Source organism: Allobosea sp. P1_A7, assembly GCF_056406775.1.
The window spans coordinates 1-12,245 of record NZ_JBFTZN010000172.1; the positions used below are offsets into that span (position 1 = coordinate 1).

Here is a 12,245-nt window from a genome sequence, read left to right on the forward strand (position 1 = left end):
AGGTGGTGGTGCGCAACGTCGCCGCCGGCTCGCTCTCGACTAAGCTCGGTCTCGAAGAGGGCACGCAGCTGCCGCGCTCGATCATCGAGTTCTATTACAAGAACGACGCGCTGAACGATCCGATGGTCTCGGAAGAGCACATCACCGCCTTCGGCTGGGCGACGCCCCAGGAAATCGACGACATCATGGCGCTTGCCATCCGCGTCAATGATTTCCTCTCCGGCTTGTTCCTCGGCGCCGGCATCCGCCTCGTCGACTTCAAGATGGAATGCGGCCGGCTCTGGGAAGGCGAGATGATGCGCATCGTCGTCGCCGACGAGATCAGCCCGGATTCCTGCCGGCTCTGGGACATCAAGTCCAAGGACAAGATGGACAAGGACCGCTTCCGTCGCGACATGGGTGGCCTGATCGAGGCCTATACCGAAGTGGCCCGCCGCCTCGGCATCATGGGCGAGAACGAAAAGGCCGGCCCTGCCGCCGGACCTCGCCTGGTGCAGTGAGCACTGGCGGAGCCGTGACAGCGAATTGGAAACGGGAGCGCCTGCGCTCCCGTTTGCTTTTGGCTGCGCTGCTCGGCGGCCTGAGCCTGCTCACCGCCTGCAGCAACCATTTCGGACCCGGCCTTGCCGAGCTGGCGGCCGATCGGGGCTGGCAGCCGCTGCCGATCGGCTCCTGGGTCGTCAATGACGGCCTCGAGCCCCGTACCATCGTCTATTGCGCCGGCGCGCCCTGCCTGCGCCCCGCTGTCGCAGCCTTGATCGCCGTTGAAGGCCGCAAGGCCGACGAGTTCGAACGAGGCCTCGCCACCGACCCAGCCCGTCTGGCGCGTGAATTCTCGAAGCCGGTCGATGCTGCAAAGGGCGCGAAGCCCAGGCCCACAGCGGCCACGGTCAAGAGCACCACCAGCGTTTCCCGCTTCGATGGCGGCGGTCCGTCCGGATTGCTCGTCGAAATTCGCGGCAAGGGCGAGACCGGACTGCTTGCGGCAACCGCGATCCTCTATGGCAGGGAAGCCGGCAAGCTCGTCATGGCGATCGCGGTCAGCAACGATGCCGAGGCCGCGCAAAACTATGCACGCGCCGCCTGGCGCAGCCGCTGATTCGCCGTGAAGCCCTGACATGTGGTTGAGCCCGAACCGATTCGCCGCTAAGGCACCCCGCAGAAGCCCTGCCCGGAGAGCACAATGAAAGCCCGCGTCACCGTCACCCTCAAGAACGGCGTGCTCGATCCGCAGGGCAAGGCGATCGAAGGCGCTCTGAAATCGCTCGGCATCGACGGTGTCGGCTCGGTGCGTCAGGGCAAGGTCTTCGACATCGAGTTCACCGCCGGCGACAAGGCCGCCGCCGAGAGCGCGCTCAAGGATGCCTGCGAGAAGCTGCTCGCCAACACCGTCATCGAGAATTACCGCGTCGAAATCGGAGCGTGAGACGATGAAAGCCGCCGTCGTCACTTTCCCCGGATCCAATCGCGAGGGTGATGTCGCCACTGCCCTGCGGCAGGCCGGTGCCACCGTCACCMATGTCTGGCATGCGGACACGGAGCTTCCGGCCGGCACGGATCTCGTCGTGCTGCCGGGCGGCTTCTCCTATGGCGACTATCTGCGCTGCGGCGCCATCGCCGGCCGGGCCCATATCATGGATGCGACGCGAGCCCATGCGGCGCGCGGCGGCTATGTGCTCGGCATCTGCAACGGCTTTCAGATCGCCTGCGAAGCGGGGTTGCTCCCGGGTGTCCTTGCCCGCAACGCCAATCTGAAATTCGTCTGCAAGCGCCAGCATCTCACCGTCGAACGCGCTGATACCGCCTTCACCCGTGCCTACACCAAGGGCCAGGTCATCGATGTCTGCATCGCCCATGGCGAAGGCAACTATATCGTTGATCCCGAGACCTTGGCGCGCCTCGAAGGCGAGGGCCTGGTGGCCTTCCGCTACGCCGACGCCGACGGTCAGGTCACCGCCGAAGCCAACCCCAATGGTTCGCTGAACGGCATTGCCGGCATCTACTCGCCCGGCTTCAATGTGCTCGGATTGATGCCGCATCCGGAAAACCTGATCGATTCGCTCACGGGCGGCACCGATGGGCGCGGCATGTTCGAGAGCCTGATCAGCGGCAAGAAGGCAGCCTGACCGGCTCGCTCCCCGTCATGCTTGGGTTTGGCCCGGCATGACGGATACGACCGGGCCGGGCGGCCCGGCTCACTTCGCCAGCGAAGCCGCCTTCGCCAGCAGCTTCTGCGCGCTGTTCACATCGAGCGCGCCGACATGCTTGTCGACGATCCGCCCGTCCGGGCCGATCAAGAAGGTTTCCGGCACGCCATAGACGCCCCATTCGATTGCGCCACGGCCGGCGCGATCGACGCCCACGGCAGAATAGGGATTGCCGAGCGCTCCCAGGAAGCGGCGGGCATTCTCGGCCTCGTCCTTGTAATTCAGCCCGACCACGGCGACCTTGCCCTGCTTGACCACGGGCGCCTCAGCCATCGCGACAAGATGCGGGTGCTCGACGCGGCAGGGCGCGCACCAGCTCGCGAAGACATTGACGATGGTGGCCCGCCCCTTGGCCAGGTCGGCCATGGTGAAGGCCGGGACCGGCTGCCCGTCGCGCTGCAAGCCTTCGAGCGCGGTCAGCGCGATCGTGGGAGCCGGCTTGCCGATCAGCGCCGATGGAACCTTGCTGGCATCCCCGCTGAACAGCCCGACCAGGAAGACCAGGGACAGCCCGGCAAACAGGATCAGGGGAATCAGGAAAACCAGCGGCGAGCGCCGGCCTGGCGCGCTCTCGACCTCGCTCACGACAATGCCTTCCCGGAACGGCGGCCGGCGCCGCGCTGTTCCAGCGCGTCGAGAGCCTGCCTTTGCGCGCGGTGATCGCGCCAGGTCATCAGAATCAGCCCGCCGAGGATCATCACGACAGACGCATAGGCGGTTAGGATGTAGCCGGCATGCGGCCCAAACGCGCTCATACCGCGACCTCCGCCGCCAGCCGGTCCAGCCTCTCGGCCTCGAAGATCGTCAGCGTCCGGACCCGGCGGCGCATGATCTCGGCCCGCATGGCGACGAGATGCAGCGCCAACGCCAGCAGCGTGAAGCCGACTGCCAGGATCAGGAGCGGCCAGAGCATGGCGGGATGAATGGTCGGCCCGCCGGCGCGAAAGACCGATGCCGGCTGGTGCAGCGTATTCCACCAATCGACCGAGAACTTGATGATCGGCACATTGACGAAGCCGACCAGTGTCAGGATCGCCACTGCCCGCCCGGCGCGCGAGGGATCGTCGAGCGTGCGCCACAGCGCCATGATGCCGAGATAGATCAGGAAGAGCACGAGCACCGAGGTGAGCCGCGCATCCCAGACCCAATAGGTCCCCCACATCGGCTTGCCCCAGAGAGCCCCCGTGATCAGGCAGATCAGCGCGAAGCAGGCTCCGATCGGAGCCGCCGCCTTCTGCGCCACATCCGCAAGCGGATGGCGCCAGACCAGGGTGCCCAGTGCCGAGACCGCCATCATCGAGTAGAACATCAGCGCGAGCCAGGCAGCCGGCACATGCACGAACATGATGCGGATGGTTTCGCCCTGCTGGTAATCCGCCGGCGCGACGAAAAAAGCGAGATAGAAGCCGACGGCAAGCAGCAACGCAGCCGCGCCCCCAAGCCAGGGCAGCAGCCGGCTCGACAGGCGCATGAAACGCGTCGGATTCGCCAGTTCGATCAGGCTAGCCATGCGGCCCTTTTGCTCTTCATTTGACGAGTGAGGATGTAGCAACCGGCTTCACGCTTCACAATCGCAGCCGATGGCCATGGCGTCGCAGCCTAGTCCGCCTGCCGGAGCGCCGCAGCAGCGGCGATGGTGCCGATCACGAGCGTCGCGAGCGACAAGGCGCACAGAATCAGAAACGGCGTCAGGAAGGGCACCGTGCCGCCAAGCGCGCTGTTCGAAGCCGAGACGCCGAAGATCAGCACGGGTACCGTCAGCGGCGCGACGAGGATCGGCAGGATCAGGCCGCCCCGCTTGAGGCCGGCCGTCAGCGCGGCTCCCGTGGCGCCGATGAAACTCAGCGCCGGCGTCCCGACCAGCAGCGTCCCGGCGACCGGCAGCATCGCCTCGGCGGGAAGCGCGACCAGCAGGCCAAGCAGCGGGGCAGCCAGCGCCAGCGGCAGGCCGGTCGTCAGCCAATGGGCGAGCCCCTTGGCCAGTACGGCGAGTTCCAGGGGCAGGGCCGAGGCGCGGATCAGGTCGAGAGAACCGTCCTCCTCATCGCCCTGGAAGAGCCGGTCGAGCCCGATCAGGGTCGCAAGCAACGCTCCGAGCCAGAGAATGGCCGGGCCGATCCGCGAGAGCAGATTGAGATCGGGCCCGAGTGCGAAAGGCACCAGCACGACCAGCGTCAGGAAGAACACCAGCGCGAGCTCCCCGCCTCCGCCGGCACGAGCCGCCAGGGCGAGGTCGCGTTTCAGGATCGCCAGGAAAGCTCCGCTCACGGCCCGATCCTCATCTCGCGCGCCGTTTCCAGGCCAAGCGGGCCGTGCGTCGCCGCCAGGATCGCGCCGCCCGCATCGAGATGAGCCTGCATCAGCCCGATCAGCATGTGTTGGGAGGCCGTATCGAGCGCCGAGGCCGGTTCGTCGAGCAGCCAGAGCGGCCGTCGTGAAACCAGGAGCCGTGCCAGCGCGACGCGCCGGCGCTGCCCGGCCGAGAGATAGCCGACCGGCAGAGCCGCGACATGCGGCAAGCCAATAGCGGCAAGCGCCTCATCGGCGGCGAGCCCGGGCTCGCCGAGCAGGGCCTGGACGAAATCGAGATTCTCGCGCGCCGTCAGCGCCGTTTTCAATCCGTCGCGATGACCGACGAGATGGATCTGCTCCATCAGGGGCGCATCGCCGATGCCGGTTACTCGCAAAACTCCGGCGGCGGGCCGCAACCGCCCGCAGATCATGGCGATCAGGCTCGACTTGCCGGCGCCGTTGCGGCCGGTGAGCGCAATCGCCTCCCCGCTCCCGAGCGTGAACTCAAGCTTTTCGAAAACCAGTCGCCCGCCTCGGCGGCAAGCCAGGTCTTCGGCGCTCAGCGTGAGTGGGGCGTAGGAAAACTGCGTCAAGGCCAGGGCATCTTCCCGTGCGTCAGAAGCTGCCACGCACGCGTTTCGTTCATGTAGCGGGCTTCTTGGAATTGATCTATAGAACGCTCGGCTACGCCGCACGCCGATCCGGCGCGGGGCTCGGGCACTCCCGGGGCGGCGCGCGCGTCATGCGCATTAGGCCTTCGATCTCGCCTGCCCGCAAGGGCGACCGAATCGCGACCGCAACCCCTTGATCAGGATTATGCCCGCATGGCTAACCAGGATTCCTTCAAGTCCCGCAAGACGCTCGACGTCGGCGGCAAGAGCTACGTCTATTACTCCCTGCCCGACGCCGAGGCGAACGGCCTTCCCGGCATTTCGAAGCTTCCCTTCTCGATGAAAGTTCTGCTCGAGAACCTGCTGCGCTTCGAGGATGGCCGCTCGGTCACCAAGACCRACATCGAGGGCTTCGTTGCCTGGCTGTCCGACAAGSGCAAGGCCGGCAAGGAGATCGGCTTTAGGCCCGCACGCGTGCTGATGCAGGATTTCACCGGCGTTCCGGCAGTGGTCGACCTGGCCGCGATGCGCGATGGCGTCGTCGCGCTCGGCGGCGATCCGGCCAAGATCAACCCGCTCGTCCCCGTCGACCTCGTCATCGACCATTCGGTCATCGTCGACGAGTTCGGCACGCCCAAGGCTCTCTCGCAGAATGTCGAGCTTGAATATGAGCGCAACGGCGAGCGCTACCGCTTCCTGAAATGGGGCCAGGGCGCCTTCGACAATTTCCGCGTCGTCCCGCCCGGCACCGGCATCTGCCATCAGGTCAATCTCGAATACCTCGCCCAGACCGTCTGGACCAGGACCGAGACGATCGACGGCAAGGAGGTCGAGGTCGCCTATCCCGACACCGTCGTCGGTACTGATTCGCACACCACCATGGTCAACGGCCTGGCCGTGCTCGGCTGGGGCGTCGGCGGCATCGAGGCCGAGGCTGCCATGCTCGGCCAGCCGCAGTCCATGCTTCTGCCCGAGGTCATCGGCTTCAAGCTCACCGGCTCGCTGCGCGAAGGCATCACTGCGACCGACCTCGTGCTGACCGTCACCCAGATGCTGCGCAAGAAGGGCGTCGTCGGCAAGTTCGTCGAGTTCTTCGGCCCCGGCCTCTACAACCTGACGCTCGCCGACCGCGCCACCATCGCCAATATGGGCCCGGAATACGGCGCAACCTGCGGCTTCTTCCCGGTCGACGCCGAGACGATCGWCTATCTCACCACCACCGGCCGCAAGTCGGACCGGATCGCGCTGGTCGAGGCCTACAGCAAGGCACAGGGCCTGTTCGCCACCATCGAGACGCCGGACCCGGTCTTCACCGACACGCTGGAACTCGACCTGGCCACGGTCCAGCCTTCGATGGCCGGCCCGAAGCGCCCCGAGGGCCGCGTCGACCTCGGCGCCGTCGCCAAGGGCTTCGCCGCAGCGATGGACACCGAATACAAGAAGGGCGCCGAGATCGCCCGCCGGGTTCCCGTCGAAGGCCGCGCCCATGATCTCGGCCATGGCGACGTCGTCATTGCCGCCATCACCTCCTGCACCAACACCTCGAACCCCTCGGTGCTGATGGCCGCGGGCCTGCTCGCCCGCAACGCGGTCGCCAAGGGCCTGACGGTGAAGCCCTGGGTCAAGACCTCGCTTGCCCCCGGCTCGCAGGTCGTGGCGGAGTATCTCGCCAAGTCCGGCCTCCAGACCGACCTCGACACGCTCGGCTTCAACCTGGTCGGCTTCGGCTGCACCACCTGCATCGGCAATTCCGGTCCGCTGCCGGGCCCGATCTCGAAGGCGATCAATGATCAGGGCCTGATCGCGGGCGCCGTGATCTCCGGCAACCGCAATTTCGAAGGACGCGTCTCGCCGGACGTGCAGGCGAACTACCTCGCCTCGCCGCCGCTGGTCGTCGCCTATGCGCTGGCCGGCAGCGTCCAGAAGGACCTGACGACCGAGCCGCTCGGCACGGGCAAGGACGGCCAGCCCGTCTTCCTGAAGGACATCTGGCCCTCCAACAAGGAGATCCAGAGCTTCATCGCCCAGAACGTCACGCGCGCCATCTTCGAGGCGAAATATGCCGACGTGTTCAAGGGCGACCAGCACTGGCAGGACGTGAAGACCCCGGAGAGCCAGACCTACGCCTGGGACGATGCCTCGACCTATGTGCAGAACCCGCCCTATTTCCAGGGCATGGGCAGGAAGCCTTCGCCGGTCACCGAGATCGTCGGCGCGCGCATCCTCGGCCTGTTCGGCGACAAGATCACGACCGACCACATCTCGCCGGCCGGTTCGATCAAGGCCGCCTCGCCGGCGGGCAAGTACCTGACCGAGCACGGCGTCGCCGTCGCCGACTTCAACCAGTACGGCACGCGGCGCGGCAATCATGAGGTGATGATGCGCGGCACCTTCGCCAATATCCGCATCCGCAACCACATGATGGGGCCGAACGGGCGCGAGGGTGGCTACACCATCCACTATCCCAGCAAGGAAGAGCTGCCGATCTACGACGCCGCCATGYGCTACCAGGAGGAGAAGGTGCCGCTGGTCATCTTCGCCGGCGTCGAATACGGCAACGGCTCCTCGCGTGACTGGGCGGCGAAGGGCACCAACCTGCTCGGCGTCAAGGCCGTGATCGCGCAGAGCTTCGAGCGCATCCATCGCTCGAATCTCGTCGGCATGGGTGTTGTCCCCTTCACGCTTGCGGAAGGCACGAGCTGGGCTTCGCTGGGCCTGAAGGGTGACGAGAGCGTCACCATCAAGGGGCTGGCCACGGTCAAGCCGCGCCAGATGCTGGAGGCGGAGATCACCTTCGCCGACGGCACGGTCAAGAATGTCCCGATTCTCTGCCGCATCGATACGCTGGACGAGCTCGATTACTTCAAGAACGCCGGCATCCTGCACTACGTGCTGCGCGGCATCGCGGCGTAGTCCGCGCCCTGCCCTGGCTCCGTCTGACCGGGCCGGGGACATCGACATGCAGGGCCGGCCTCTGGCCGGCCCTGTTTCGCCTTGCGGCGCCTCCAGTTGTCCTCGCGCAGGCGTAGGTGTAATGGGGCGTCACAGCCATCCTTGGCGGGGGGCTTGGGGCAGGCGCGCGCCAGCGCGCCCGGATGTCCGCCGCCACAATCCAAGACGACGGGAGCACCCGCATGTCCGCCACGTTCGAGACGGTCGCCGGTATCATTTCGGAGACCTGCGATATTCCTCGCGAGAAGATCACGCCCCAGAGCCACGCCATCGAAGACCTCGGCATCGACTCGCTGGCTTTCCTCGACATCGCCTTCGCGATCGACAAGGCTTTCGGCATCAAGTTGCCGCTCGAGCAGTGGACCCAGGAGGTCAACGAAGGCAAAGCGCCGGCCGAGCAGTATTTCGTGCTTGAGAACCTGTGCCAGCGTATCGACGACCTCGTCGCCGCCAAGAAGGCCTGAATTTCGCTCGCAGGGCCGCCGCTTCGATGAATTCGCGAGGCGGCCTTGAGACGGACACCCTCTCCCGATAGAGCATGATGCAGCCGAGCCGGGCGTTCCCTCGCCCGCTCGGCGCATCTGTTGCTCGCCACCCGGTCAGGACCCGCATGCGCCTCGAATATTTCGACATGATCGACACGGTCGTGACCTTCGATCCGTCGCAGAAGCGCATCGCCACACGTTCGACCGTGCCGAGCGCGAGCCCCGTTTTCGAGGGGCATTTCCCCGGCCACCCGCTTGTTCCCGGCGTGCTCCTCACCGAAACCATGGCCCAGGCTTCCGGCTATCTTCTGCTCGCTCTCAACCAGTTGCAGCAGATGCCGTTCCTGATGATGGTCGACAAGGCGCGCTTCCGCACCTTCGTCGAACCTGATGCGGTGCTGGATGTCAGTGCCGAGCTCGTTCACGAAGGCTCGGGCTACGCCGCCACCAAGGCAAGAATCGCGATCGACGGCAAGCCGATCTGCGATGCCGAGCTGCGTTTCCGCCTGATGCCGTTCCCGGCCGACATGCGGACGTTGATGGAGCAACGGATCGCGGCGATCGGCCTCGTCCCGGAACGGAACTGACATGATGCGTGACGTCGTCATTACCGGCATCGGCCTGGCCTCCAGCCTGGGCGAAGGCATCGAGACGCATGCAGCGGCTCTGGCCTCCTCCGTTGAACCGGTCGTCGATACCGAGAGTTTCGCGCCCTATCCCGTGCACCGGCTGAAGCCGCTCGAACTCGATCGGCAGATTCCGAAGAAATCCGATCAGCGCCAGATGGAGCCATGGCAGCGGCTTGGCGTCTATGCCGCCGGTCTTGCTCTCGACGCTGCCGGCCTGAAGGACGACGTCGACGCCAAGAGCGAGCTCCAGGTCATCGTCGCCGCCGGTGGTGGCGAACGCGATCATGCCGTCGATTCCGCGATTCTGACCGGCTTGCGCGGCGCGAACCAGCCTGGCGCCTTCCTGAACGAGCGGCTGATGGGCGACCTGCGCCCGACGCTCTTCCTGGCGCAGCTCTCCAATCTTCTCGCCGGCAATATCGCGATCGTCCACGGCGTCACCGGCGCTTCGCGTACCTTCATGGGCGAAGAGCAGGCCGGCGTCGACGCGATCCGCACCGCCCATGCCCGCGTCGCCTCCAGCCAGGCAGACGTGATGCTGGTCGGCGGCGCCTACAATGCCGAGCGTCGCGACATGCTGCTGCTGCTCGAAGCCGGTGGCTATTTGCGCAAGGGTGATTTCGCACCCGTCTTCGAACGGCAGGATGCGCCGGGACTGATCACCGGCAGCGCCGCAGCGTTCCTCGTCCTCGAATCAGCCGAGCGCGCCAAGGCGCGTGGCGCCAAGGTTCTGGCCGGCCTCAGCCATGTCGCGGCCGCCCGCGCGCGCCGCAGCGAGCAGGGCGCGGTCGAGGCCACATTGCGCAAGCTGGTTGCCGGCTTCGGCGCAGTGTCGTCTTCAGCCCTCGTCATCTCGGCGGCGACCGGCGCAGCCGGCGTCACCGGCGAAGAGGCATCGGCCATCGCCAACCTGCCCGCCGCCAAACGCATTGCCACAGGCGATCTCGTTGGCCACAGCCTCGAGGCTGCATTCCCCATTTCGGTTGCCCTTGCCGCCATCGCCCTCGCCAATGGCCAGGCAAGCGAAGCGATCGTCACCGGCGCCGGCCATTGGCGCGGAGAAGGCGCGGCGCGCCTCGTGAAAGCGTGAGGATATCGCCATGAGCGCACAGCATCGCGACTCCAAGGGCCGCCCCGTCGTCGCCGTCACCGGACTGGGTGTCGTCACCTCGCTCGGCCAGGGCAAGCAGACCAACTGGGAGGCGCTGACCGCCGGGCGCTCGGGCATCCATCGCATCGAGCGCTTTCCGATCGACGGGCTGCGCACGACCATCGCCGGCACGGTCGATTTCCTCTTCGATGCGCCTTTCACGGCGCCTCAGCTTTCCGAGAAGCTCGCGACGCTTGCCGCAGAGGAGGCCGTGAGCCAGAGCGGGCTCGGCTCGGACGGTGATTTTCCCGGCGAACTCTTCATGGCCGTTCCTCCGGTCGAGATGGAATGGCCGCAGAAGCAGGAACTGGCCCAAGCCATCGACGGCGACGTCGATTATGACGGATTGCTGCGCGCCGCCGCCGCGCACAAACACAAGCCGATGCATGAGCTCTTCCTGTTCGGAGGCGTCGCCGATCACATCGCCGATCGGTTTGGGACCCGGGGTTCGCCGATCTCGCTCTCGACCGCCTGCTCGTCGGGCGCAACCGCCATCCAGATGGGCGTGGAGGCGATCCGGCGCGGCGAGACGAGCGCGGCGCTGTGCGTCGGCACTGACGGCTCGGTCCATGCCGAGGCGCTGATCCGCTTCTCCCTGCTCTCGGCATTGTCGACGCAGAACGATCCGCCGGAAGGCGCGTCCAAGCCCTTTTCCAAGAACCGCGACGGTTTCGTCATGGGCGAAGGGGCCGGGGCGCTGGTTCTCGAGGATTACGACCACGCCCTGGCGCGTGGCGCGACCATCCTCGGCATCGTCGCCGGTTGCGGCGAGCGCGGCGACGGCTTCCACCGCACGCGTTCGAGCCCGGACGGCAAGCCGGCGATCCTCGCCATGCAGGATGCATTGGCCGATGCCGGGCTGACGCCGGACGATGTCGACTACATCAACGCGCACGGCACCTCGACGCCCGAGAATGACAAGATGGAGGCGATGAGCTGCTCCGCCGTCTTCGGCGAGCGCATGGCGCGCCTGCCGATCTCCTCGAACAAGTCGATGATCGGCCATACGCTCACAGCCGCCGGAGCCGTCGAAGCAGTGATCTCGCTTCTGACCATCGCCAACGGCCGCATCCCGCCGACGATCAATTACAACCTGCCCGACGCTGCCATTGCCCTCGATGTCGTGCCGAATACGGCGCGCGACGCCAAGGTCAGGACCGTCATCTCCAATTCCTTCGGTTTCGGCGGGCAGAACACCTGTCTCGTGCTGACCGCCCCCCCGGAGGCGGCATGACCCGCATTCTCGTCACCGGCGGCGCCAAGGGCGTTGGCGCCGAGATCGTGCGCGCGCTCGCAGCCGCAGGGCATGATGTCGATTTCACCTATCGGTCATCGGCCGATCAGGCGCTGGCGCTGGCAGCCGAGATCGGCGCGGCACATCCCGGCCAGGCCGTTCGCGCGCTGCCGCTCGATCTCGCCGACAAGCCAGCCCTGGACACATTCTGCGAGGCGGTCGAGGGCGACAGCTATTTCGGCTTCATCCACAACGCCGGACAACCCTACGACACGCTCGCAGCGATGATGGTGCAGGACAAGGCCGAAGCGATCATGCAGGTCAATTTCTGGGCCTTCACGCGTCTTGCCAAGAGCCTGATGCGCGGCATGCTCCGCGCCCGCAGCGGACGCATCGTCGCGATCGGATCCGTGGCCGCGCTGCGCGGCAATCCGGGCAACGCCGCCTATGCCGCCTCTAAGGGCGCGCTGATTTCCTATGCCAACACCCTGGCCGTCGAAACCGGCAAGCGCGGCGTCACCGTCAACGTGATCGCGCCGGGCTTCATCGATACCGACATGATGGCCCCCTACGCCGCCTATCGGGAAAAGATGGAAAGCCAGATCCCCGCCGGCCGCTTCGCGAAGCCCGAGGAGATCGCCGGGCTCGCCACCTTCCTGATGAGCCCCCCGGCCGGCTATATCAC

15 protein-coding genes are annotated in these 12,245 nt (G+C 66.3%); 10 read left to right on the top strand and 5 right to left on the bottom strand.

Going from position 1 to position 12,245, the window contains the following annotated elements; translation table 11 throughout:
* From AC1D34_RS24830 to purQ, 4 genes are all read left to right on the top strand, one after another.
* A partial coding sequence (locus AC1D34_RS24830; RefSeq protein WP_476825635.1) for a phosphoribosylaminoimidazolesuccinocarboxamide synthase occupies positions 1-500 on the top strand: 500 nt, incomplete at its 5' end.
* Positions 501-514: 14 nt separating this feature from the next.
* Positions 515-1,099 (top strand): hypothetical protein, encoded by a 585-nt coding sequence (locus AC1D34_RS24835; protein ID WP_441508254.1) that lies wholly within the window; start codon positions 515-517, stop codon positions 1,097-1,099.
* An 84-nt stretch (positions 1,100-1,183) separates the two neighbouring features.
* Positions 1,184-1,426, top strand: a complete 243-nt coding sequence (gene purS, locus AC1D34_RS24840) for a phosphoribosylformylglycinamidine synthase subunit PurS (RefSeq protein ID WP_043242342.1) — start codon at positions 1,184-1,186, stop codon at positions 1,424-1,426.
* 4 nt (positions 1,427-1,430) lie between these two features.
* Positions 1,431-2,126: a phosphoribosylformylglycinamidine synthase subunit PurQ gene (gene purQ / locus AC1D34_RS24845; RefSeq protein WP_476825636.1), complete on the top strand. Its 696-nt coding sequence runs from the start codon at positions 1,431-1,433 to the stop codon at positions 2,124-2,126.
* 69 nt (positions 2,127-2,195) lie between these two features.
* Here purQ and AC1D34_RS24850 read toward each other — a convergent pair whose 3' ends face one another.
* The 5 genes from AC1D34_RS24850 to ccmA form a co-directional block, all read right to left on the bottom strand.
* Positions 2,196-2,792 (bottom strand): DsbE family thiol:disulfide interchange protein, encoded by a 597-nt coding sequence (locus AC1D34_RS24850; RefSeq protein WP_084651247.1) that lies wholly within the window; start codon positions 2,790-2,792, stop codon positions 2,196-2,198.
* Positions 2,789-2,962: a heme exporter protein CcmD gene (gene ccmD, locus AC1D34_RS24855; RefSeq protein ID WP_441493321.1), complete on the bottom strand. Its 174-nt coding sequence runs from the start codon at positions 2,960-2,962 to the stop codon at positions 2,789-2,791. Before ccmD ends, AC1D34_RS24850 begins: the two co-directional genes overlap by 4 nt.
* The gene (locus AC1D34_RS24860; RefSeq protein ID WP_441508252.1) at positions 2,959-3,717 is read right to left on the bottom strand and encodes a heme ABC transporter permease; all 759 of its coding nucleotides are present in this window, start codon (positions 3,715-3,717) and stop codon (positions 2,959-2,961) included. The genes ccmD and AC1D34_RS24860 overlap by 4 nt, the downstream gene beginning before the upstream one ends.
* A gap of 89 nt (positions 3,718-3,806) precedes the next feature.
* Positions 3,807-4,475 (bottom strand): heme exporter protein CcmB, encoded by a 669-nt coding sequence (gene ccmB, locus AC1D34_RS24865; RefSeq protein WP_441481041.1) that lies wholly within the window; start codon positions 4,473-4,475, stop codon positions 3,807-3,809.
* Positions 4,472-5,128 carry a heme ABC exporter ATP-binding protein CcmA gene (gene ccmA / locus AC1D34_RS24870; RefSeq protein ID WP_441508251.1) on the bottom strand — a complete coding sequence of 219 codons (657 nt, stop codon included), beginning with the start codon at positions 5,126-5,128 and terminating at the stop codon, positions 4,472-4,474. The genes ccmB and ccmA overlap by 4 nt, the downstream gene beginning before the upstream one ends.
* Before the next feature lie 195 nt (positions 5,129-5,323).
* Between ccmA and acnA the strand changes: the two genes are divergently transcribed.
* The 6 genes from acnA to AC1D34_RS24900 form a co-directional block, all read left to right on the top strand.
* Positions 5,324-8,023: an aconitate hydratase AcnA gene (gene acnA, locus AC1D34_RS24875; protein ID WP_476825637.1), complete on the top strand. Its 2,700-nt coding sequence runs from the start codon at positions 5,324-5,326 to the stop codon at positions 8,021-8,023.
* A gap of 221 nt (positions 8,024-8,244) precedes the next feature.
* The gene (locus tag AC1D34_RS24880) at positions 8,245-8,526 is read left to right on the top strand and encodes an acyl carrier protein (RefSeq protein WP_043242327.1); all 282 of its coding nucleotides are present in this window, start codon (positions 8,245-8,247) and stop codon (positions 8,524-8,526) included.
* Between the two features lie 146 nt (positions 8,527-8,672).
* Complete coding sequence (locus AC1D34_RS24885) at positions 8,673-9,134, top strand: 3-hydroxyacyl-ACP dehydratase FabZ family protein (RefSeq protein WP_069878634.1); 462 nt, start codon at positions 8,673-8,675, stop codon at positions 9,132-9,134.
* Between the two features lies 1 nt (position 9,135).
* The gene (locus tag AC1D34_RS24890; RefSeq protein ID WP_441493316.1) at positions 9,136-10,266 is read left to right on the top strand and encodes a beta-ketoacyl-ACP synthase; all 1,131 of its coding nucleotides are present in this window, start codon (positions 9,136-9,138) and stop codon (positions 10,264-10,266) included.
* 10 nt (positions 10,267-10,276) lie between these two features.
* Positions 10,277-11,560, top strand: coding sequence for a beta-ketoacyl-ACP synthase (locus AC1D34_RS24895; protein ID WP_441493315.1), 1,284 nt, complete (start codon positions 10,277-10,279; stop codon positions 11,558-11,560).
* A partial coding sequence (locus AC1D34_RS24900; protein WP_476825638.1) for an SDR family oxidoreductase occupies positions 11,557-12,245 on the top strand: 689 nt, incomplete at its 3' end. The genes AC1D34_RS24895 and AC1D34_RS24900, both read left to right, overlap by 4 nt.